Here is a 22,031-nt window from a genome sequence, read left to right on the forward strand (position 1 = left end):
GCCCGCGTGCTCCGCCGCGCCGGGCGCCGGCCGCGCCTCGACCGCGGTCACGCCGCCGCCCCGGGCCGGGTCAGCACGATCGCGCTCTGGAAGCCGCCGAAGCCGCTGCCGACGGAGAGCACGGTGTCGGTCCGGTGCTCGCGCGCGGTCACCGGGACGTAGTCGAGGTCGCACTCGGGGTCGGCGGTGTGCAGGTTCGCCGTCGGCGGCACGACGTTCTCGCGCATCGCCAGCACCGAGGCGGCGACCTCGATCGAGCCGATCGCGCCGAGCGAGTGGCCGACCATCGACTTCACGGAGCTGATCGGGACCCGGTGCGCGTGCTCCCCCAGGCTCAGCTTGAACGCGGCCGTTTCGTGCCGGTCGTTCTGGCGGGTGCCCGAGCCGTGCGCGTTGACGTAGTCGACCGCGTCGGGGGCCAGCCGGGCTTCGCCGAGCGCCACCCGGATCGCTTCGGCCATTTCGCGGCCGTCCGGGCGCAGGCCGGTCATGTGGTAGGCGTTGCACCGCGAAGCGAACCCGGCCACCTCGGCGTACACCTGGGCGCCGCGGCGGCGAGCGCTTTCCAGCTCCTCCAGCACGAACATCGCGGAGCCCTCACCGAGCACGAACCCGTTGCGGGTGCCGTCGAACGGCCGTGAGGCGTGCTCCGGGTCGTCGTTGCGCGGGGTGGTCGCCTTGATCGCGTCGAAGCAGGCGACCGTGATCGGGCTGATCGGCGCGTCGGTGGCGCCGGCCAGCACGACGTCGGCGCTGCCTTCGCGGATCAGCTCGGTCGCGTGGCCGACGGCGTCGAGCCCGGACGTGCAGCCGGTGGACACCACCGAGACCGGGCCGCCCGCCCCGACCGTCCAAGCCACTTCCGCGGCGAAGGAGCTGGGGACGAAGTAGTTGTACAGGTGCGGCACGGCGTACTCGTGGTCGACGAGCTCCAGCCGGCCGCCGTCGGACACGGTCCGGTACTCCTGGTCCAGCCCGGTGGTCGCGCCGACCGCGCTGCCGACCGTCACGCCGACCCGGTGCGGGGGCAGGCCGGCGAACTCCAGCCCGCTGTCGGCCGCCGCTTCCCGCGCGGTGACCACCGCGAGCTGCGCCGCGCGGTCCATCCGCCGGATCTCCTGCGGGCCCAGCCCGAGCAGCTCCGCGTCGAAGTCGATCTCCGCGGCCACCTGGGACCGGAACGGCGACGGGTCGAAGAAGCTGATCCGCCGCGTCGCGGTCCGCCCTTCGGAGAGCAGGCTCCAGAAGTCCTTGGCGCCGACGCCGCCGGGTGCGGTGACCCCGACGCCGGTGACGACCACCCGCCGGGCCGTCACTCGGCGCTCCAGCGGTAGAAGCACTCCGCCATGGCGTCCTTGGGCGAGCGCCAGGTGTCCGGGTCGTAGGCGGCGATGTGCGGCTTGAGGTCCTCGCTGATCCGGACGAACCGGGGATCGCCCTTCGCCGTCTCGATCCGTTCGCCGCCGTCCTCGGCGTCGAAGTCCTGCAGGTGGAAGTAGAGCCCCCGGTAGCTGAACAGCTGGCGTCGCCGGGTCCCCATCCGGTGGGGCATCTCGCCGGCGTCGAACTCGCCGAACAGCTCGGCGACCGCCTGGTCCGCGTCCGGGCGCATGCGGGCCACGATCAGGGTGCTGTGCATCGTGCGTCTCCTTCTCCGGTTCTCTAGCGGGGCGCCGGCCCGAACCAGCGCTCGAGCGCCATCGGCAGGTCGGCGTGCGTGCCCGGGGCCGCCCAGGCCACGTGGCCGTCCGGGCGGACCAGGACCGCGGTGGTGGCGCCGGGGACCCGCCCGGCGGCCGGACGGGCGGTGACGACGTCGATCCGGCCGGCCCAGGGCGCCGCGCGGTCGCGCAACGCCGCGTTGCCGGCGAAGTCGAGCAGCAGGCCGCGCGCGGGGCGCAGCAGCTCCGCCGTGGACGAGGGGCGGCCGCCGCGGTCGAGCTCCAGCCGCGGCAGCCGGCGCCCGAGCCACGGGTGGCTCCCCCCGCCGACGTCGTAGGCGATCTCCAGGCCACTGACCATCGCGGCGAGGTGCCGGGCGACGTCGGGGTAGCCGGTCAGCTCGGCGAGGACGTCGCGCAGCGGCTGCATTTCCGCGCCGTTGAGGAACAGCAGGCCCTGGGCCCGGGTGTTCATCAGCAGCCGGACGCCGACCGGGTGCCGTTCGCCGTGGTAGGTGTCCAGCAGGTCCGCTCGCGCGGTGCCGCGCACGACCGCGGCCAGTTTCCAGCCGAGGTTCACCGCGTCCTGGATGCCGGCGTTCATGCCCTGCCCGCCCGCGGGGAGGTGGACGTGCGCGGCGTCGCCGGCGAGCAGGACGCGGCCGCGCCGGTATTCGGTGACCTGCCGGGTCGCGTCGCCGAAGGCGCTGAGCCAGACCGGTTCGGCGGCCGAGATGTCGATGCCGGTGATGCGCTTCCACGCGTCGGCGACCTCGTGGAACGGCGGCGGCCCGGTGCGCCGCCGCGGTGGCGCGTCCCGTTCGCAGACGATGATCCGGGTGACGCCCCCGGGCAGCGGCCCGACCATCACCATCCCGCCCGGCAGGCTTTCCCCGATCATGCGGGGTTCCAGCTCGACGCCGCGCAGGTCGGCGAGGAACATCTCGCGCGTCGCGGCGGTGCCGGGGAAGTCGAAGCCGACGGCCTTCCGCACGGCGCTGCGGCCGCCGTCGCAGCCCACGAGCCAGCCGGCCCGCAGGACGTGCTCGCCGGCCGGGCCGCGCACGGTGACCGCCACGCCGTCGCCGTCGTCGCGGACCCCGGTCAGCTCGTGCCCGCGCCGGATGTCGGCGCCGAGCTCGCCGGCCCACGCCTCCAGGACCGCTTCGGTCGCCGACTGCGGGATGGTCTTCGCCGCCTGGTGCGCGCCGTCCAGCAGCCCGAAGTCGACCGGGATGCCGCCGAAGTGCCCCTGGTCACTGGTCTGGACCTCACCGAAGCGGCGGAGCAGGCCGCGCTGGTCGAAGACCTCCATGGTCCGCGCGGTGAAGCCGAGCCCGCGTGATTCCCCGGTGCGCGCGGGCAGCCGTTCGAGCACGACCACGCCGATCCCGGCCAGGCGCAGCTCGCCGGCCAGCATGAGACCGGCGGGGCCGGCCCCGGCGATGACGACAGGCGCGTCCATGTCTCCTCCTCGGGTCGAGCGCGGGAAAATCGAATGTGCGAAAAGGACACCGGAAAGATTTCCATTTCGCGGATCCGGCCATTGGCGGCTGCATTCGAAGTATCGGCGCGCACGACCCGGACAGTCAAGAACGCGACTGACAGGAGAACTACAAGAAAAAGTCAACTCGGACAGCGGGACGGCAATTCACCGGCAACACGGGAGAAATCGGTGCGTAACACGGGAAAAGGCCATCGCGGACGAGCCGCGACGGCCTTCGGGCGGGAATGCGCTTTCAGTTTCCGGTGAAGCAGAACCCCACGCCGTGAACGGTGCGGATCCACTGGTTCGAGCCCAGCTTCCGGCGCAGCACGCTGACGTGCGTGTCGATCGTGCGGCTGACCTTCGTGTCGGCCGTGTGCGTCATCGGGTCACCCCAGATCTCGGCCATCAGCCGTCGCCGGGAGAACACCACGCCCGGCTCGCTGGCCAGGCGGTACAGCAGGTCGAACTCCTTGCGCGTCATCTCGATGGACGCGCCGCCGAGGCGCACCCGCCGCGTGGTCGCGTCGATCCGCAGCGGACCGCGCACGACCAGCGACCCGTCCGAACCGGCCCGGCCGCGCACTCTTCTGGTGACCGCTTCGATGCGTGCCATCAGTTCCCAGAAACCGCACGGTTTGTCCAGGCAATCGTCGGCACCGGCCCGGAGCCCGAGCACCCGGTCGGCTTCGGTCCCGCGTTCGGTGAACGCGATGATCGGCGCGTCCCTGGCATTTCTGATCCGGCGGCACACCTCGAATCCGTCGATGTCCGCAATGCCCAGATCGAGCAGGATCAGATCGGCGTCCCAATGTTTTTCGAGCGCTTCGGCCCCGCTCGAGACCCCGGTGGCCTCGTGCCCGGAGCGGCGCAGTCCGTCAACCAGGACGGCCGCACCTTTTTCGTCGTCTTCCACCACCAGCACGTGCATGACCAACCCCCCGCAGAAAGGCCGTGGAACCACTCGACCCGGCCGGCATCCGCCGTCCCCAGTCCGCCGGTCGTGGCACCCCGATGTGCACACCCGGCGCCCGAACGTGCACGCACCGCACGCGCAACGCTCGTTGTACCTACTCAGCCTAACAGGCGGACATCTGCTGTCAAGTCGAAGGAAATCCCATCGAACCGACAATGAAATCCGTTGCGCGCCAAGGATTTCGTCAGTCCGGCGCGCAAATCATGCGCGATCCGGATTTCGATCACCCGACCCCGCGTGACCCGGCCCGGCCGGTCGAAGCAATCGTTTTCCAGCACTGCCACCCCAAGATCGCCGACGATCCCGACCCTACCGAGACCTTCGACGCGTCAAACCGCCGATCAGGTGACGTCGGCACCATCACATTCCACTGAGGACAGTGGAATAGATAGTCCACAATGGACGCAGAGGTTCCCGCGGTACGGCGCCGATTCCCAGCCTGCGCGGCCCAGCCGCGGTTGTCGCCACCGCGATGCGGCCCGGCCGCGATCGTCGCCATCCACACGCGGCCTCGGCCGCGCGGCACCGATTCCGCGCGGCAGCCGCGGGCCGGCCCGCGCCGGCGCACATTCGTGGCCCGCGCGGGATCCGCCGCGGTCGTGTCCGTCAGATGAGATCGAGGGGGTCCAGCTGGATGCGGATCGGTTCCGTCGCCTTCCGGGCGTCGCGCCGGGCCGCCGCGGCGTGGATCGAGGCCGCGAGCGCCTTTCCCTCGCTGCGGGACACCCGGACCAGCGCCCGTTCCCGCTCCACGTTGCCCTCTTCGTCCACCTCGCCCAGCGGGACCGGGCCCAGCACCTCGCCCGACTCCGGCAGCGGGAGGTCGGCCAGCAGACCGGCCACCGCGTCCGGGGTCCCCTCCACGCTCGCCATCCGCATCGACGGCGGGAAGCCCAGCTCGCGGCGTTCGGCCAGCTCCTGGCCCGCGTGCCAGGCCGGGTCCCAGCGGACCAGCGCCTGGACCACCGGCAAGCCCGCCTCGGCGCCCACGACCACGCGGCCGCCCTCGGCCGACGGGCGGACCAGTGCGGCCGCGGCCATCCAGCGGCGCAGGGTTTCCTCCCCCGCGCGCAGGTCCTGGCGGCCGAGGAGGGCCCAGCCGTCGAGCAGCAGCGCCGCGCCGTAGCCGCCTTCGGCCACCGGTTCCGCTCCCGGCGTGCAGACCACCAAGGCCGGCTTGCCCGGGACCGAGGCCAGCACCTCCGCCGCGCCCGAGGTGCGGACCGGGATGCCCGGGAACGCGCGGCCGAGTTCCTCCGCCGTCCGCTTGGCGCCGACGATCACCGCCCGCAGCCGGACCGAGCCGCACGCCGGGCAGCGGAACGCCGTTTCCGGGACGCCGCACCAGCGGCACGCCGGCGGCTTCGGCTGCCCGTCGATCGAGCCGCCCGGCAGCGACAGGGGACCCGCGCAGCGGCGGCAGTGCGCGGGCGTGCGGCAGTTACCGCAGGCCAGGCCGGGGACGTACCCGCGGCGCGGTACCTGGACCAGCGTCGGGTGGCCCGCCGCGAACGCCTGGCGCGCGGCCTCGAACGCCACCGCCGGCAGGCGCGCGACCCGGGCGGCCTCGTCGCGGGCGACGTCGAAGTCCTCGCCGACCGGCGTGACGCGCGGGGCGGCCGACCGCAGGGTCGCGCGGTCGGCCAGGACCGGCTGCGCCCAGCCGGACTCGACCAGGAGCTGGGCCTCGGCCGTGCGGGCGAAGCCGCCGACCAGCAGGGACGACTTCGTCGTGTGCGCGCGGTCCATCAGCACGTCCCGCACGTGCGGGTACGGCGCGTGCTGGTCGAGGTGCAGGTCGTCGCCGTCGTCCCAGACGACGAACAGGCCCGGGTCGTGGACCGGCGCGAACATCGCCGCGCGCGTGCCGACCACCACCCGCACCGAGCCGCGCAGCACCGCCAGCCAGCGCCGGTAGCGCTCGGCGGGCCCGAGCCCGGCGATCAGCGCCACGACGGCGGCTTCGCCCAGCAGTGCGGCGCACGCGTCGTGCACGCGGGTCAGGTCGCGGTGGTCCGGCACCACCAGCACCGCGCCGCGGCCCCGCGCGGCCACGGAACCGGCGGCTTCGGCCAGCCGCCGCGGCCAGTCTTCGCCCGGCAGGGCCTGCCAGACGGCGTTCGCGGGCTTGCCCTCGGCGAGGGCCTCCAGGAACGCCGGGCCGCGCTGGTAGCGCGCCCAGGCTTCGGTGTCCGGCGCGTCCGGCGGCGCCGCGGGCGCGAGCGGCGGCTCGCCCTCGGCCTTCGCGTGGCGGGGCGGGATCGCGAGCCGCAGGACGTCCGACAGCGTGCCGCCGTAGCGGTCGGCCACCGCCCGGCACAGCGCGTGCAACGACGGCGGCAGCACCGGCTCGGGCGAGGTGACGCGGTCGAGGAAGGCCAGCTTCCGTTCGTACTCGCTGGACTCGCCGCGTTCGATCAGGTAGCCGTCGACCAGCTGGCCGGCGAACCGGACGCGCACCCGGCAGCCCGGCACGGCCGCCTCGTGCAGCTTTTCCGGCACGAGGTAGTCGAAGGTGCGGTCCAAGTGCGCCAGCGGGATGTCGACGACGATCCGCGCGACCGGCTTCTCCGGTGCGGGCTGCTGCGCGCCTTTGGCCTTCGCGCCCGGCTTCGGCGGTTTCCGGGCGCGCGAGGGCGCCGCCTTCGGCGAAGACGGCTTCTCCGGGAGCTCCCAGAGAGCGGCGGGCTCGGAACTACTCACCCCGAGATCTCTACCAGACCCCTCCGACAGCCCCGACCCCGAACGCCGTGAAGGGCACCCTCGTGGCCGTCAAGACCTCGAGGGTGCCCTTCACGGCAACGGGATCAGGCGCCCGCGGCGGCCTTCAGCGCCTCGGCGCGGGCCGTGCTCTCCCAGGGGAGGCCCAGCTCGGGACGGCCGAAGTGGCCGTACGCCGCGGTCGGGGCGTAGATCGGGCGCAGCAGGTCGAGATCGCGGATGATCGCCGCCGGCCGGAGGTCGAAGACCTCGGTGATGGCCTGCTGGATCTTCGACGGGTCGACCGTCTCGGTCCCGAACGTCTCGACGAACAGGCCGACCGGGGCCGCCTTGCCGATCGCGTACGCGACCTGGACCTCGGTGCGCGACGCCAGCCCGGCGGCGACGACGTTCTTGGCCACCCAGCGCATCGCGTACGCGGCGGAGCGGTCGACCTTGGACGGGTCCTTGCCGGAGAACGCGCCACCACCGTGGCGGGCCATGCCGCCGTAGGTGTCGACGATGATCTTGCGGCCGGTCAGGCCGGCGTCGCCCATCGGGCCGCCGATGACGAACCGGCCGGTCGGGTTGACCAGCAGGCGCGCGCTCGCCGTGTCGATGCCCAGGCCTTCGAGCTCGGGGCCGACCACGTGCTCCTTGACGTCGACGCTGAGCATCCGCTCGAGGTCGATGCCGTCGGCGTGCTGCGAGGACACGACGACCGTGTCGAGGCGGACCGGCTGGTCGCCGGCGTACTCGATGGTCACCTGGGTCTTGCCGTCCGGGCGCAGGTAGGGCAGCACGCCGTCCTTGCGGACCGCGGTCAGGCGCTTGGAGAGCCGGTGGGCCAGCGCGATCGGCAGCGGCATCAGCTCGGGGGTGTCCGAGCAGGCGTAGCCGAACATCAGGCCCTGGTCGCCGGCGCCCTGGCGGTTGATCTCGTCCTCGTCGGACTCGACCCGCGACTCGTACGCGGTGTCGACGCCCTGGGCGATGTCGGGCGACTGCGAGCCGATCGCGACGTTGACGCCGCAGGAGTTGCCGTCGAACCCCTTGGCGGAGGAGTCGTAGCCGATCTTCAGGATGACGTCGCGGACGATCGTGGGGATGTCGGCGTAGGCCTCGGTCGTCACCTCGCCGGCCACGTGCACCTGGCCGGTGGTGATCAGGGTCTCGACCGCGACGCGGCTGCGCGGGTCCTTCGACAGGAGACCGTCGAGGATCGAGTCGCTGATGGCGTCGCAAATCTTGTCGGGGTGCCCTTCGGTCACCGACTCCGAGGTGAACAATCTGCTGCTAGACGCGGTCACGGTGGCCGTCACTTCCTCACCTAGACGTCGGATGCCCGGAAAGTTAGGCACCCCTTACCAGTGCAAGCGTACTGACTATCGCTCTAGGGACGGTCAACGCTTCATGAAGCTCACAACAGCGTCCCACACCATGGACGCCAGTTCCGCTTTCTGCACAAGAGGTAGGGGTTTTTCAGTGGAATCGGCCCCTAGGAGCCAGCCCGAGTTGTCCTCGGTGCCGAACGCCTTGCCGTCGCCGACCGCGTTGACGACCAGCAGGTCGGCACCCTTGCGCTTGAGCTTCGCGCGGGCGTGGTCGAGGACGCTGCCGTGCTCGTCGCCGGTTTCCGCGGCGAACCCGACGACGACCTGGCCGGGACGCCGGTTCTGCACCAGTTCGGCCAGGATGTCCGCGTTGCGGTCCAGGGTGATGACCGGGTCCGGCTGGTCGTCGGACTTCTTGATCTTGACGTCGGCCCGGTTCGCGGGCCGGAAGTCGGCGACCGCGGCGGCCATCACGACGACGTCCGCGGAGTGGGACGCGGCGTGCACCGCCTGCCGCAGCTCCTCGGCGGTCGACACGTGCTGCACGGTCGCGCCCGCCGGGTCCGGCAGCGCGACGGTGTGCGCGGTGACCAGGGTGACGTCGGCGCCGCGCTGGGCGGCGACGCGGGCCAGCGCGTAGCCCTGCTTGCCCGACGAGCGGTTGCCCAGGTACCGGACCGGGTCGAGCGGCTCGCGCGTGCCGCCCGCGGACACCACGACGCGGACCCCTTCGAGGTCGCGCGGGAGGGCGTCGGGGCGGGCCAGCAGCAGCTTGGCGAGGTCGACGATCTCGGCCGGGTTCGCCAGCCGGCCCTTGCCGGTGTCGACGCCGGTCAGCCGGCCCGCGTCGGGCTCGGTGACGATCGTGCCGCGCGAGCGCAGCAGAGCGACGTTGGCGCGGGTCGCGGGGTGCTCCCACATCTCCGTGTGCATCGCCGGGAAGAAGGCGACCGGGCACCGGGCGGTGAGCAGGGTGTTCGTCAGCAGGTCGTCCGCGAGACCGTGCGCGGCCTTGGCGAGCAGGTTCGCCGTGGCCGGGACGACCAGGACGAGGTCGGCTTCCTTGCCGACGCGGACGTGCTGCACCTCGGGGACCTCGGTGAACACGCCGGTGTGCACCGGGTGCCCCGAGAGGGCCTCGAAGGTCGCCGCGCCGACGAAGTTCAGCGCGGCTTCGGTGGGGACCACGCGGACGTCGTGACCGGATTCGGTCAGCCCGCGCAGCACCTCACAGGCCTTGTAGGCGGCGATGCCGCCGCCCACGCCCAGGACGACGCGGGGTTTACTCACCCTCGGTGTGCTCGAGCAGGCCGCCGTGGATCTCGCGCAGCGCGATCGAGAGCGGCTTCTCGCGCGGGCCCGGCTCGACGAGCGGGCCGACGTACTCGAGGAGACCCTCGCCCAGCTGGGCGTAGTAGTCGTTGATCTGGCGGGCGCGCTTGGCCGAGTAGATCACCAGCGCGTACTTCGAGCTGACCTTTTCGAGCAGGTCGTCGATCGGGGGGTTGGTGATGCCCTCGAGCTCTTCGGTCAAGGCTACCTGGCTGGTCACGCGTGGTGCTCCGCATCTTCGGAAGACTGATCGGTTATCAAGTTTAGCAAGTGCTCCGCGGCCTCCCGCACGTCGGCGTTGACAACGCGGTGGTCGAACTCCCCCGCGGCCGCCAGTTCGCGCTCCGCTTCGGCCAGCCGGGCCTGCACGGCGGCCTCGTTTTCGGTGCCGCGCCCGGTGAGCCTGCCGACCAGTTCTTCCCAGGACGGCGGCATCAGCATCACCAGCCGGGCCTCCGGCATCGCCGCGCGGACCTGCCGGGCGCCCTGAAGCTCGATCTCCAGGATCGCCGGGCGGCCCTCGGCGAGGGCCTTCTCGACCGGTTCGCGGGGGGTTCCGTAGCAGTTGCCGGTGAACTCGGCCCACTCCAGGAGCCTGCCTTCGGCGACCATCGCGTCGAACTCGGCGCGGTCGACGAAGTGGTAGTGCGCGCCCTCGACTTCGCCGGGGCGGGGCTTGCGCGTGGTCACCGAGACGCTGAAGTAGAGATCGGGCTCCAGCTTCCGCAGCTCGCCCACCACACTCGACTTCCCGACCCCCGAAGGCCCCGATACGACGGTGAGCCGGTGCCGGGGGAGGTCCCCCGTCACCGGCTCACTGCCGCGGTCGGCGCCCCGGTTCACCGGGTAGTCACGACCGGCGCCGTTCACTCGCCGCTGAACTCGGCCAGCAGCGCCTTGCGCTGCCGGTCGCCGAGGCCGCGGAGGCGACGGCTGGGGGCGATCTCCAGTCGTTCCATGGTCTGCTGCGCGCGGACCTTGCCGACGCCCGGGAGGGCCTCGAGCAGAGCCGAAACCTTCATCTTGCCGAGGACTTCGTTCTCCTCGGCCTGCTTCAGCACGTCGACCAGAGTGGTACCGCCCCGCTTCAGCCGCTCCTTCAGCTCAGCACGGATCTTGCGAGCAGCGGCGGCCTTCTCCAGCGCCGCAGCGCGCTGTTCCTCTGTCAGCTGGGGAAGTGCCACGTTTTCCTCCGGTAGTTCTCAAATCTGGGTGGGTGACGCGACGGTACCCACCCGTGAGCACCGGCCACAATGCGGGGGTGCCTGGTGGGACCCGGTTCCTGGCCCTGCTATTGGCCGTTTTCCTGCGGGTCGGCCAGCACTTCGGCGACCCGTTCGACCGCTTGGCGCAAAGCCTGTTGCTCCGGACCGTGCTTCAGGATGTCGCGGGACGACGCGGGCAGCACACCCGGCAGCGACGGGCCGAAAAGGGCCTTCAAATCGGCCGCAGTGGCTCCCTGGGCCCCGAAACCGGGTGCCAGCACCGGACCGTTCAGCCGCGAGAGATCGAGTTCCCCCGGCGAAACGGTGGCTCCGACGACCACGCCGACATCGCCGAGCGGTTCCGCTCCGTCGTTGAGCACCGCCACGGAGTCGACGATCGCCTGCGCCACCGTGCGCCCGTCCGGCAGCTTCGCGTTCTGCACCGAAGCCGCTTCGGGGTTCGAAGTTCGCGCAAGCACGAAGATGCCGCGCCCCGCCGAGACCGCCGTGGCGGCGCACTGCTCCAGCGAGCCGAACCCGAGGTACGGCGAAACGGTGATGGCGTCGGCCGCGATCGCGGCGCCGTCGGCCACGTATGCCGCGGTGTACGCCGCCATCGTGGAGCCGATGTCGCCGCGCTTGACGTCCAAGAGCACCAGCGCGCCCGCGTCCCGGGCGGTTTCCACCACCCGTTCCAGCACGCGGACACCCGCGGCCCCGAAACTTTCGAAGAACGCCGACTGCGGCTTCACGATCGCCGTGCGGGCCGCCAGCACCTCCGTGGCGGACAGCGCGAACCGTTCCAGGCCCGAAGCGTCCACCGGGAGCCCCCAGGCCTCGAGGAGGCCCGGGTGGGGGTCGATGCCGGCGCACAGCGGGCCGCGGGCCGCGACGGCCTTGGCCAGCCGCGCCCCGAACCGCTCCCCCGCCGTCACGACTTCGCCTTCAGCGCCGCCTGCAGCTCCTGCAGCGACTTGACCCCGATGTCGCCCCGGATGAGCGCCTCGATGCCGTGCACGGCCGCCGCGGCGCCCTGCACGGTCGTCACGCACGGGATGTCGCGCGACACCGCGGCGGTGCGGATTTCGTAGCCGTCGACGCGCGGACCGCTGTTGCCGTACGGGGTGTTGATCACCATGTCGACTTCGCCCGCGAGGATGACGTCCACGATGTTCGGCTCGGCTTCGGTCGAGCCCTCGTAGTGCTTGCGCACCACGGTGCACGCGACCCCGTTGCGCCGCAGCACTTCCGCGGTGCCGGACGTGGCGAGGATCTCGAACCCGAGGTCCGCCAGCCGCTTCACCGGGAACACCAGCGAGCGCTTGTCGCGGTTGGCGACCGAGACGAACACGCGCCCGGACGTCGGCAGCGAGCCGTACGCGCCGCTCTGCGACTTGGCGAACGCCTTGCCGAAGGAGACGTCGACGCCCATCACCTCGCCGGTGGACTTCATCTCCGGGCCCAGCAAGGAATCCACGCCGTGGCCCTCGGGGGTGCGGAAGCGGTGGAAGGGCAGGACCGCTTCCTTGACCGCGACCGGTGAGTCGGCGGGCATCTGCCCGCCGTCGCCTTCGGCCGGCAGGACCCCGCTGCGGCGCAGGTCCTTGATCGTCGAGCCGGTCATGACGAGCGCGGCCGCCTTCGCCAGCGGCACCGCCGTCGCCTTGGACACGAACGGCACCGTCCGCGACGCGCGCGGGTTGGCCTCCAGGACGTAAAGAACGTCGTCCTTGAGCGCGTACTGGACGTTCAGGAGCCCGCGGACGCCGACGCCCCGGGCGATCGCCTCGGTGGAGCGGCGGACGGCCTGCAGGTCGGTGTGCCCGAGCGTGATCGGCGGCAGCGCGCACGAAGAGTCACCGGAGTGGATCCCGGCTTCCTCGATGTGCTCCATGACGCCGCCGAGGTAGAGCTCCTCGCCGTCGAACAGCGCGTCGACGTCGATTTCGATGGCGTCGTCGAGGAAGCGGTCGACGAGCACCGGGTGCTCGGGGGTGATCTCCGTGGCGCGGCCGATGTAGCCGGCCAGGGTCTCCTCGTCGTAGACGATCTCCATGCCGCGCCCGCCGAGGACGTACGACGGCCGGACGAGCACCGGGTAGCCGATCTCGTCGGCGATCCGCTTGGCGCCCTCGAAGGACGTCGCCGTGCCGTAGCGCGGCGCGGGCAGGCCGGCGTCGGTGAGCACCTCGCCGAACGCGCCGCGGTCCTCGGCCAGGTGGATGGCCTCGGGCGGCGTCCCGACCACCGGGACACCGGCGTCGGCGAGCTTCTTCGCCAGCCCCAGCGGGGTCTGCCCGCCGAGCTGGACGATGACGCCGGCGACCGTGCCGGACGCCTGCTCGGCGTGCACGACCTCGAGGACGTCCTCGAAGGACAGCGGCTCGAAGTACAGCCGGTCCGAGGTGTCGTAGTCGGTGGACACGGTTTCCGGGTTGCAGTTGACCATGACGGCCTCGAACCCGGCCTCCCGCAACGCGATCGCCGCGTGCACGCAGGAGTAGTCGAACTCGATGCCCTGGCCGATCCGGTTCGGGCCCGAGCCGAGGATGAGCACCTTCGGCTTGTCGCTCTGCGCGGCCACTTCGGACGGTGCGTCGGGGTCGGACTCGTAGGCCGAGTAGTGGTACGGCGTCTTGGCGGCGAACTCGGCCGCGCAGGTGTCGACGGTCTTGAACACCGGCCGCACGCCGAGGCGGTGCCGCAGCGCGCGGACGCCGTCCTCGCCGGCCAGTTCCGGCCGCAGCGCGGCGATCTGGCGGTCCGACAGCCCGGTGCGCTTGGCGCGGCGCAGCAGGTCGCCGTCGAGGACGGGTGCGTCGCGCACCTCGGCGCCGACCTCGCCGATGAGGGCGATCTGGTCGACGAACCACGGGTCGATGCCGCTCGCTTCGTGCACCTGCTGGACGCTGGCACCCAGCCGCAGCGCGCGTTCCACTTCGTACAGCCGGCCTTCGTGCGGCGTGCGCAGCGAGTCCAAAGTGGACTCCACGGTGGCGCCTTCGGGGTCGGGCAGCGTCCAGAAGCCGGTTGCCTTGGTCTCGATCGACCGCATCGCCTTGCCGAGCGCCTCGGGGAAGCTGCGCCCGAACGACATCGCCTCGCCGACGCTCTTCATCGTCGTGGTCAGCGTCGGGTCCGCGCCCGGGAACTTCTCGAAGGCGAACCGCGGGATCTTCACGACGACGTAGTCCAAAGTGGGCTCGAACGCCGCCGGGGTCTCGCCGGTGATGTCGTTCTGGATCTCGTCGAGGGTGTAGCCGATGGCGAGCTTCGCGGCGATCTTGGCGATCGGGAAGCCGGTGGCCTTGGAGGCGAGGGCGCTGCTCCGCGACACCCGCGGGTTCATCTCGATGACGACCATCCGGCCGTCTTCGGGGTTGATCGCGAACTGGATGTTGCAGCCACCGGTGTCGACGCCGACCTCGCGCAGCACGGCGATGCCGACGTCGCGCATCACCTGGTACTCGCGGTCGGTGAGCGTCATGGTCGGCGCCACGGTGACCGAGTCGCCGGTGTGCACGCCCATCGCGTCGACGTTTTCGATCGAGCAAACGACCACGACGTTGTCGTGCTTGTCGCGCATCAGCTCGAGCTCGTACTCCTTCCAGCCGAGCACGCTCTCCTCGATGAGCACCTCGGTGACCGGGGATTCGGTGAGCCCGGTGGAGGCGAGCCGCTCGAGGTCTTCGGGCGTGTGCGCCATGCCGGACCCGAGCCCGCCCATGGTGAAGCTCGGCCGGATCACCACGGGGAGCCCCAGCTCCTTGACGGTGTCGCGGACCTCGTCCATGTCGTGGCAGACGCGGGAGCGCGGGACCTCGGCGCCGATGGTGCGCACGATGTCCTTGAACTTCTGCCGGTCCTCACCACGCTGGATGGCGTCGATGTCGGCCCCGATCAGCTCGACGCCGTACTTGTCGAGCACCCCGCGCTCGTGCAGCGCGACCGCGCAGTTGAGCGCCGTCTGCCCGCCGAGGGTGGCCAGGATCGCGTCCGGGCGTTCCGCCGCGATGACCTTCTCGACGAAGTCCGGCGTCACCGGCTCGATGTAGGTGGCGTCGGCGAACTCGGGGTCGGTCATGATGGTGGCCGGGTTCGAGTTCACCAGGGAAACGCGCAGGCCTTCGCTGCGCAGCACCCGGCAGGCCTGGGTCCCGGAGTAGTCGAACTCCGCGGCCTGCCCGATCACGATCGGCCCGGAGCCGATCACCAGCACGTGCTGGATGTCCGTCCTCTTCGGCATCAGTTTCCTTCTTTCACCAGGCGCCGCAAGCCGTCGCGGAAGACCTGAAAGCTTTTGGATCGGTTGTTCTCGATGTCCATGTGGGGCGCGATCGCTTCGGCCGCTGCCACCTTCGGCAGGCGATCCCGGAGGTATCCCTTGGATCGCAGAAGATCCTCCAGAGCGCGTGACGCCTTACCGGTGTCGTCGGGATCGCGGTAGCGTGCTTGTTTGCCCAGGTCCTTCGGCACTTTGTCGTATGCCGCGCACAGAGCAGGGACGTCGCCGAGGAACCAGGACTCCAGTTCGTCGATCACCACGCGGTGCAGAATGAACTCGGACGGAAGTCCCGCCTCCTCGCCCACCTCGACGAGGTGGCGCTTGAGTTCCCGGCAGTCTTCGGTGTCCCGGTCGACGAGCACGACGACCCGGAGCGCTTCCCAGGAAATCCGGGCCGCAAACCCTCGCAGAATTCCGGGCAACCGCTTGAGCAGGTCCTGCTTGCCCTGAAAGCGCCGGACGGCGAAGGACACGTCCTCACCGACGATCTTCGGAACCAACGTCTTCAACGCTGCTTCCGCCGATTGCTCTTCCACCAGGATCTCGACGTGGATCACCGGGGCCGCCCCGGCCCGTCGAGGGGATCACCGAGGCCGAAGAACCCCTCGGTCCAGAGACTTCCCAGCAGGCCTCCGCTGTCGACCATGGCCATCAGCTGAGGGATGTCCGCCGCTCGCCTGGCCCGGGCGAAGCCGGACTCGTCACGGAACAGCATCCAGACCTCGTCGGGATGCAGAGCATCGACGAACTCGGGGGCGTGCGTGGCGATCATGACCTGACCAGCCGCCTCCGCGCGCCGCGCATCTTCGGCGAGCCGGTAGTGCAGTTTCGGGTGGACCTGCTTCTCCGGCTCCTCGACCAGCAGCACCGAAGTGTCGGACCGGAGCGAGACCAAATAGCCGAGCAGTTGCAGCGTTCCGTCGGAGATGTTGTCCGGTGGGACGAGCTCCTCCGAACCCTGCTCGCGCAGGCGGACGATCCAGGCGCCGTTGCCCTGCTGGAACGGCTCGATGTCGTCGAAGCCCGGGACGTACCGCCGCAACGAGGCCCGGATGCTCTCCCACTCCCGGGGGTACCCGTCGCGGAGGCGTTGGACGAAAGCTCCCACGTTGCGGCCGTCCGGCTTGAGCATTGACGTCCTGTCGTCCTTCGCGCCGTTGCGCACCGCGTCGAGATTCAGGTCCGACAAGCCGATCTCGGCGATGAACCGGTGGAACTCACCGACTTCAGCCGTGTTGGCGAGCTGGCTGACCACACTCACGCCCAGCAGGTCCGGGGTAGCCAGCGAAAGCTGCGCCCCGATAGCACCGATCCCGGTGATCGCTCCGACCCCACGCCGAAGATCCAGGGTCTCGGAAGGCGCCTCGGCACCCTCCCGCCACCAGGCCAGCTTCTCCTCGGCCACAACCAACTCGTCGTTGTCGTGCTCGATGACGAGCCGGTACTCACCCGTCGCACCTCCGACGCGACAGGTCACCTCGATCTCGACCGGCCCGGCTGCGCCGTGGGTGACGATGTCGGCAGCACCACCGCGCCGGTCCCAAGTCGAGCGCAACCCGACCCGGAACGACTCGGCGAGGAAGTCCAGCACCTCGAAGACCGTCGACTTGCCACTCCCGTTCGGCCCGAGCAGCGCCGTCACCGGCGTCAGACCGTGCAGCTCGACGTCCCGGAGCACCCGGTAGTTCCGGATCCGGAGCCGCTCGATGCCGGTCGTGAGGGTCACGACCGCTTCTCCATGAGCGAAACGAAATCGTCGAACAGGGGGGCCGCGTCGTGCGGGCCGGCCGCGGCTTCGGGGTGGTACTGGACCGAGAACGCCGGGACGTCGAACGCCCGCAGGCCCTCGACCGCGCCGTCGTTCGCGCAGTAGTGGCTGACCTGGGCCGCGCCGAAGGGTGACTCGAAGCGCTGCCCCGGCTCGCCTTCGAGGGCGAAGCCGTGGTTCTGCGCCGTGATCGCCACGGACTTCGTGGCGACGTCGATCACCGGGATGTTGATGCCGCGGTGGCCGTAGCGCATCTTGTACGTCCCGAGGCCGAGGGCGCGGCCGAGGACCTGGTTGCCGAAGCAGATGCCGAACAGCGGGATCTCGCGGCCCAGGACCTGCTTGGTCAGCTCGGTGGCGTGCGTCGTCGTGGCCGGGTCGCCCGGGCCGTTGGACAGGAACACGCCGTCCGGCTCGATCGCCAGCAGCTCGTCCAAAGTCGACGTCGAAGGCAGCACGTGCACCTCGATGCCGCGCTTGACCATCTGCCGCGGGGTGTTGGACTTGATGCCCAGGTCCAGCGCGACCACGCGGAAGCGAACATCTCCGGACGGCGAGACCACGTACGGCTTCGGCGTGGTGACCTGGCCGGCCAGGTCGGCGCCCGCCATCTTCGGGCCGGCGAGCACCGAAGCGACCATCTCGTCGACCGTGCCCAGCGCGTCGCCGGAGAAGACCCCGGCGCGCATCGCGCCGGCCTCGCGCAGGTGACGGGTCAGCGAGCGAGTGTCGACCTCGGCGATGCCGACCACGCCCTGACGGACCAGTTCCTCGTCCAGCGTGCGCTTCGAGCGCCAGTTGGACGGCGTGCGGGCCGGGTCGCGCACGACGTAGCCGTTGACCCAGATCTTCGAGGACTCGTCGTCCTCGTCGTTCCAGCCGGTGTTGCCGATCTGCGGCGCGGTCTGCACCACGATCTGCCCGTGGTAGGACGGGTCGGTCAATGTCTCCTGGTAGCCGGTCATGCCGGTGCAGAACACCGCCTCGCCGAGGGTCCGCCCCCGCGCGCCGTAGGCAGCGCCGCGGAACACCCGGCCGTCTTCGAGCACCAGTGCGGCCTGAGCGCGCGCGTTCACTGGGCACCTCCCTTGATCTTGAGCTGTTCGATCCACTGTGGATAGTCGTCGAGGTCGTCGCCGCGGAAGCCGGTGTCGACCTCGGTTTCGCCGGCCCGCCAGGTGAGGACGAGCAGCGCGTCCGTGCCCATCACCTTCCCGGCGATCTTCGCGTCGCGCCGGACCCCGGTGACCGCGTCGCGCGGGATCCAGAAGTCGGGCGCGCCGCCGCGTTCGACCGCGACGCCGCCGTCGTGCAGCCGCAGGACCGCGCCGGTGCGCAGGCCCGCGCCGCGGGTGACGACCCGGTTCTGCCACTCCCCCGCGAACGTCGTGGCGACGTAGACGCCGGTGGACTCCAGCAGGACGTCACCCGGCTCCTCGGGAATGACGGGGAACGGCGGCACCTGCACGCTCTGCGCGCGCGCCTTGCGCCGCCAGCCCACGTACATGCCCCACAGGCAGAGCAGGAAGAAGGCGGCGATCGCCAGCACCAGCCAAAGGCGTTCCATCAGCAGACCTTCCCGTCCCGCGCCGTCAGCCGCCCGCGCAGCAGCGTCGCGGTCACCACACCGGGGAGCCGCATTCCCTCGTACGGGGTGTTGGCGGCGATGCTGGCCAGCTCCGCGCCCCGGACCGTCCACTCGGCGTCCGGGTCGACCAGCGTCAGGTTCGCCGGCTCGCCGACCTCGATCGGGCGGCCCTGGCCGGCCAGGTTCCCGATCTCGGCGGGCCGCTCGCTCATGACGCGGGCGACGCCGCGCCAGTCGAGCAGCCCGGTGCGGACCATGGTCTCGGCCACGATGGACAGTGCGGTCTGCAGCCCGAGCATGCCCGGCCGGGCCGCGCTCCACTCGGTGTCCTTGTCCTGCACGGCGTGCGGCGCGTGGTCGGTGGCGACGCAGTCGATGGTCCCGTCGGCCAGCGCCGCCCGCAGCTTCTCCGCGTCGGATTCCGTGCGCAGCGGCGGGTTCACCTTGTTGACCGGGTCGTAGGTGGCCAGGCGCTCGTCGGTCAGCAGCAGGTGGTGCGGCGTGACCTCGGCCGACACCTTCGTGCCGCGGTCCTTGGCCCAGCGCAGCACGTCCGCGGTGCCCGAAGTGGACACGTGGCAGACGTGCAGCCGCGCGTTCGCGTGCCGCGCCAGGAGGCAGTCTCGGGCCACGATGGACTCTTCCGCCGCGGCGGGCCAGCCGGTGTAGCCGAGCCGGGCCGCGCGCTCGCCTTCGTGCGCCTGGGCGCCGACGGTCAGCCGCGGCTCTTCGGCGTGCTGCGCGATGACGACGTCGAGCGCGGTCGAGTACTCCAGCGCCCGGCGCATGAGCAGCGGGTCGGCGACGCAGAGGCCGTCGTCGGAGAACACCTTCACCCGCGCCTGCGAGTTCGCCATCGTGCCCAGCTCGGCGAGCTTCTCGCCCTTGAGCCCGACGGTGACCGCGCCGACCGGGTGGACGTCGACCAGGCCGACCTCCTGCCCGCGCCGCCACACGTGGTCGACGATCACGGCGTTGTCGGCGACCGGGTCGGTGTTGGCCATGGCGAACACGGCGGTGTAGCCGCCGAGCGCCGCCGCGGCCGAGCCGGTCTCGATCGTCTCGGTGTCTTCGCGGCCCGGTTCGCGCAGGTGGGTGTGCAGGTCGACGAAGCCGGGCAGCAGCACCTGCCCGCCCGCTTCGACGATTTCGGCGTCTTCGGGGACGTCGGCGGCGCCGATCGCGGTGATCACGCCGTCCTCGATCAGGACGTCGACCGGGTCACCCTCCCCGTAGGGGCGGGCGCCCTTGATCAGGGTGCTCACGCGGCGGCTCCTTCACTGGCCAGCAGGTGGTAGAGGACCGCCATGCGCACGTGGACGCCGTTGCGGACCTGTTCGGTGATGGCCGAGGCCGGGGAGTCGGCGACCGCGCTCGCGATCTCCATCCCGCGCAGCATCGGGCCGGGGTGCAGAACGACCGCGTGCCCGGGCAGCAGCTTCTGCCGCTTTTCCGAGAGGCCGTAGGCGATCGAATACTCGCGCGCGCTCGGGAAGAACCCGCCGTGCATCCGTTCCGCCTGGACCCGCAGCATCATGACCGCGTCGACGGCGGGCAACTCGGCGTCCAGGTCGTGCGAAACGGTCACCGGAAGGCTTTCCACGCCGTAAGGCAGCAACGTCGGCGGCGCGACGAGCACCACCTCGGCGCCGAGCGCGGAGAGCAGGTGGATGTTCGAGCGGGCGACGCGGCTGTGCAGGACGTCCCCGACGATCGCGATCCGGCGGTCCTTCAGCGAACCCAAGCGCTCCCGCAGGGTCGCCGCGTCGAGCAGCGCCTGCGTCGGGTGCTCGTGGGTGCCGTCACCGGCGTTGACCACCGACGTGCCGGGCTCGGCCAGCCACTCCGAGAGCCGCTGGGCGGCGCCGCTGGCGGGGTGCCGGACGATCACGCAGTCGGCGCCCGCGGCGGCCAGCGTCAACGCCGTGTCCCGCAGGGATTCGCCCTTGTTGACCGAGGAGCTGGACGCGGAGACGTTGATCACGTCGGCGCTCATCCACTTCCCGGCGATCTCGAACGAGACCCGCGTGCGCGTCGAGTTTTCGTAGAACAAGGTGATCACCGTGCGGCCGCGCAGCGTCGGCAGCTTCTTGACCTCGCGGCCGAGCAGCGTGTGCTTCAGCTCGTCGGCGGTGTCGAGCACGGCGGTGGCCAGCGCCGGGTCCAGCCCGTCGGTGGCGAGCAGGTGCTTCAAGACTCTTCTCCCGGTGCTTCCGCCGCGGCGCGGAGCAGCACCGCGTCGCGGCCGTCGATCTCGGCCAGCAGGACGGACACGCCCTCGGTGCGCGCGGTCGGCACGTTCTTGCCCACGTAGTCGGCGCGGATCGGCAGCTCGCGGTGACCGCGGTCGACCAGCACGGCCAGCTGCACCGCGCGGGGGCGGCCGTGATCACGGAGGGCATCGAGCGCGGCGCGGATGGTGCGGCCGGAGAAGAGGACGTCGTCGACCAGGATCACCACCCGGTCGTCGATGCCGTCGGCGGGCAGCTGCGTCTGTTCGAGCGCGCGCGGCGGGCGGCGGCGGAGGTCGTCCCGGTAGAGGGTGACGTCGAGGGCGCCGGTCGGCGGGCGGACCCCGGAGAACTCGCCGATCTTGTCGGCCAGCCGGACGGCGAGCGGGCTGCCGCGGGACGGGATCCCGAGCAACACGGGCGGGGTAGTGCTCTCCGCACCGTTCGCGGTCTTTTCGATGACCTGATGGGCCATTCGGGCGATCGTGCGCGCGACATCGCCGGCCGTCAGGAGCTCGCGCTCCCCGGCCGAACCAGCCGCGCCACGCGGACGTGACGACACTTCGGACTCCTTCCCCGCCTCACCGGACGGGTCCTTAAAGGACGTCTGTTCCCCTGCTGGTCGGGGCTTTCGCACCGACAGTAGCAGGCACTTTGCTCAGTCTTCCGGGTGGTGTGGCGTGATTCGCGGCAAGCTTCTGCTTGACCTGGTGACAACAATGCGTAACCATTACTCTGAGTATTCGACTCAGCGAGTCCCCTGGACCGGTCACCTCGACCGGTCGGGGGGTGAAGAACGGAGAACGACCAGATGGGCGATTACGCCAAGGCGCTCGGGGCCAAGCTCCGCGGGATCCGCCAGCAGCAGGGCCTGTCCCTGCACGGGGTCGAGCAGAAGTCCGGTGGGCGCTGGAAGGCCGTCGTCGTCGGCTCGTACGAGCGTGGCGACCGTGCCGTCACCGTGCAGAAGCTGGCCGAGCTGGCCGACTTCTACGGTGTGCCGGTGGTCGAGCTGCTGCCCGAGGGCCGGGTCCCCTCCGGTGCCGAGCCCGCCACCAAGATCGTGATCAACCTCGAACGCCTGCAGCAGCTGCCGGCCGAAAAGGTGGGCCCGCTGGCCCGCTACGCGGCGACGATCCAGAGCCAGCGCGGCGACTACAACGGCAAGGTGCTTTCGATCCGCACCGAGGACCTGCGGTCCCTGGCGATCATCTACGACATGACCCCGGGCGAGCTCACCGAGCAGCTCATCGACTGGGGCGTGCTCCCGCCGGAGGCACGTCCCTCCAAGGAAGACTGATCAGGCTCGTTCGGGGGCGAGCCCTGCTCGCGGAAAGCGCGAGCCGAGCCTCGCTCCGCCGTGTCTTGTGGGGGCGCAGCCCCCACGCCCCGCGGGGGGGGGGGGGGGCGGCGCCCCCCCCGCGCCCCCCCCCCCCCCCAACAAACAACACACCGAAAAAAAAAA

Annotated in this window: 21 protein-coding genes; 2 read left to right on the plus strand and 19 right to left on the minus strand. The window is 71.2% G+C overall.

Annotated features, from left to right (window positions below; genetic code table 11):
• Window positions 1-47 precede the first annotated feature (47 nt).
• From AB0B33_RS19605 to AB0B33_RS19620, 4 genes are all read right to left on the minus strand, one after another.
• On the minus strand, window positions 48-1,316 hold the full coding sequence (locus tag AB0B33_RS19605; protein WP_360773490.1) for a beta-ketoacyl-[acyl-carrier-protein] synthase family protein: 1,269 nt from the start codon (window positions 1,314-1,316) through the stop codon (window positions 48-50).
• Window positions 1,313-1,639: a TcmI family type II polyketide cyclase gene (locus tag AB0B33_RS19610; protein WP_247011622.1), complete on the minus strand. Its 327-nt coding sequence runs from the start codon at window positions 1,637-1,639 to the stop codon at window positions 1,313-1,315. The genes AB0B33_RS19605 and AB0B33_RS19610 overlap by 4 nt, the downstream gene beginning before the upstream one ends.
• Window positions 1,640-1,662: 23 nt before the next feature.
• On the minus strand, window positions 1,663-3,126 hold the full coding sequence (locus AB0B33_RS19615) for an FAD-dependent monooxygenase (protein WP_360773494.1): 1,464 nt from the start codon (window positions 3,124-3,126) through the stop codon (window positions 1,663-1,665).
• Between the two features lie 274 nt (window positions 3,127-3,400).
• A complete protein-coding gene (locus tag AB0B33_RS19620) occupies window positions 3,401-4,171 on the minus strand; it encodes a response regulator transcription factor (protein ID WP_360773497.1) in 771 nt (256 codons plus the stop codon).
• Between the two features lie 107 nt (window positions 4,172-4,278).
• On the opposite strand from AB0B33_RS19620, the gene AB0B33_RS19625 reads away from it, so the two are divergent.
• Entirely contained in the window at window positions 4,279-4,497 is a 219-nt protein-coding gene (locus AB0B33_RS19625; protein ID WP_360773500.1) for a hypothetical protein, read from the plus strand.
• Window positions 4,498-4,729: 232 nt separating this feature from the next.
• Here AB0B33_RS19625 and AB0B33_RS19630 read toward each other — a convergent pair whose 3' ends face one another.
• From AB0B33_RS19630 to pyrR, 15 genes are all read right to left on the minus strand, one after another.
• Window positions 4,730-6,826: a primosomal protein N' gene (locus tag AB0B33_RS19630; RefSeq protein WP_360773503.1), complete on the minus strand. Its 2,097-nt coding sequence runs from the start codon at window positions 6,824-6,826 to the stop codon at window positions 4,730-4,732.
• A 104-nt stretch (window positions 6,827-6,930) separates the two neighbouring features.
• A complete protein-coding gene (gene metK / locus AB0B33_RS19635) occupies window positions 6,931-8,133 on the minus strand; it encodes a methionine adenosyltransferase (protein WP_247025206.1) in 1,203 nt (400 codons plus the stop codon).
• A gap of 93 nt (window positions 8,134-8,226) precedes the next feature.
• Window positions 8,227-9,447, minus strand: coding sequence for a bifunctional phosphopantothenoylcysteine decarboxylase/phosphopantothenate--cysteine ligase CoaBC (gene coaBC, locus AB0B33_RS19640; protein WP_247011631.1), 1,221 nt, complete (start codon window positions 9,445-9,447; stop codon window positions 8,227-8,229).
• Complete coding sequence (gene rpoZ / locus AB0B33_RS19645; protein ID WP_072480291.1) at window positions 9,440-9,709, minus strand: DNA-directed RNA polymerase subunit omega; 270 nt, start codon at window positions 9,707-9,709, stop codon at window positions 9,440-9,442. The genes coaBC and rpoZ overlap by 8 nt, the downstream gene beginning before the upstream one ends.
• Complete coding sequence (gene gmk / locus AB0B33_RS19650) at window positions 9,706-10,359, minus strand: guanylate kinase (protein ID WP_247011633.1); 654 nt, start codon at window positions 10,357-10,359, stop codon at window positions 9,706-9,708. The genes rpoZ and gmk overlap by 4 nt, the downstream gene beginning before the upstream one ends.
• On the minus strand, window positions 10,356-10,673 hold the full coding sequence (mihF, locus tag AB0B33_RS19655; protein ID WP_013224622.1) for an integration host factor, actinobacterial type: 318 nt from the start codon (window positions 10,671-10,673) through the stop codon (window positions 10,356-10,358). Before mihF ends, gmk begins: the two co-directional genes overlap by 4 nt.
• A gap of 107 nt (window positions 10,674-10,780) precedes the next feature.
• Entirely contained in the window at window positions 10,781-11,629 is an 849-nt protein-coding gene (pyrF, locus tag AB0B33_RS19660) for an orotidine-5'-phosphate decarboxylase (RefSeq protein WP_360773508.1), read from the minus strand.
• Window positions 11,626-14,940 carry a carbamoyl-phosphate synthase large subunit gene (gene carB, locus AB0B33_RS19665; RefSeq protein WP_360773511.1) on the minus strand — a complete coding sequence of 1,105 codons (3,315 nt, stop codon included), beginning with the start codon at window positions 14,938-14,940 and terminating at the stop codon, window positions 11,626-11,628. The genes pyrF and carB overlap by 4 nt, the downstream gene beginning before the upstream one ends.
• Window positions 14,940-15,536, minus strand: coding sequence for a DUF4276 family protein (locus tag AB0B33_RS19670; RefSeq protein WP_360773513.1), 597 nt, complete (start codon window positions 15,534-15,536; stop codon window positions 14,940-14,942). Before AB0B33_RS19670 ends, carB begins: the two co-directional genes overlap by 1 nt.
• Complete coding sequence (locus AB0B33_RS19675) at window positions 15,533-16,705, minus strand: AAA family ATPase (protein ID WP_360773516.1); 1,173 nt, start codon at window positions 16,703-16,705, stop codon at window positions 15,533-15,535. The genes AB0B33_RS19670 and AB0B33_RS19675 overlap by 4 nt, the downstream gene beginning before the upstream one ends.
• On the minus strand, window positions 16,702-17,823 hold the full coding sequence (gene carA / locus AB0B33_RS19680; protein WP_247011644.1) for a glutamine-hydrolyzing carbamoyl-phosphate synthase small subunit: 1,122 nt from the start codon (window positions 17,821-17,823) through the stop codon (window positions 16,702-16,704). Before carA ends, AB0B33_RS19675 begins: the two co-directional genes overlap by 4 nt.
• Window positions 17,820-18,314 carry a transporter gene (locus AB0B33_RS19685; protein WP_360773519.1) on the minus strand — a complete coding sequence of 165 codons (495 nt, stop codon included), beginning with the start codon at window positions 18,312-18,314 and terminating at the stop codon, window positions 17,820-17,822. The genes carA and AB0B33_RS19685 overlap by 4 nt, the downstream gene beginning before the upstream one ends.
• Entirely contained in the window at window positions 18,314-19,600 is a 1,287-nt protein-coding gene (locus AB0B33_RS19690; RefSeq protein WP_360773522.1) for a dihydroorotase, read from the minus strand. The genes AB0B33_RS19685 and AB0B33_RS19690 overlap by 1 nt, the downstream gene beginning before the upstream one ends.
• A complete protein-coding gene (locus AB0B33_RS19695) occupies window positions 19,597-20,529 on the minus strand; it encodes an aspartate carbamoyltransferase catalytic subunit (protein WP_360773524.1) in 933 nt (310 codons plus the stop codon). The genes AB0B33_RS19690 and AB0B33_RS19695 overlap by 4 nt, the downstream gene beginning before the upstream one ends.
• On the minus strand, window positions 20,526-21,128 hold the full coding sequence (gene pyrR / locus AB0B33_RS19700) for a bifunctional pyr operon transcriptional regulator/uracil phosphoribosyltransferase PyrR (RefSeq protein WP_247011650.1): 603 nt from the start codon (window positions 21,126-21,128) through the stop codon (window positions 20,526-20,528). Before pyrR ends, AB0B33_RS19695 begins: the two co-directional genes overlap by 4 nt.
• Window positions 21,129-21,377: 249 nt before the next feature.
• Here pyrR and AB0B33_RS19705 point away from each other — a divergent pair, with 249 nt between their 5' ends.
• Window positions 21,378-21,866: a helix-turn-helix domain-containing protein gene (locus AB0B33_RS19705; RefSeq protein WP_003096372.1), complete on the plus strand. Its 489-nt coding sequence runs from the start codon at window positions 21,378-21,380 to the stop codon at window positions 21,864-21,866.
• Window positions 21,867-22,031: the final 165 nt, after the last annotated feature.

Source organism: Amycolatopsis sp. NPDC049159, assembly GCF_040648295.1.
Taxonomy (GTDB): Bacteria; Actinomycetota; Actinomycetes; order Mycobacteriales; family Pseudonocardiaceae; genus Amycolatopsis; species Amycolatopsis pretoriensis_A.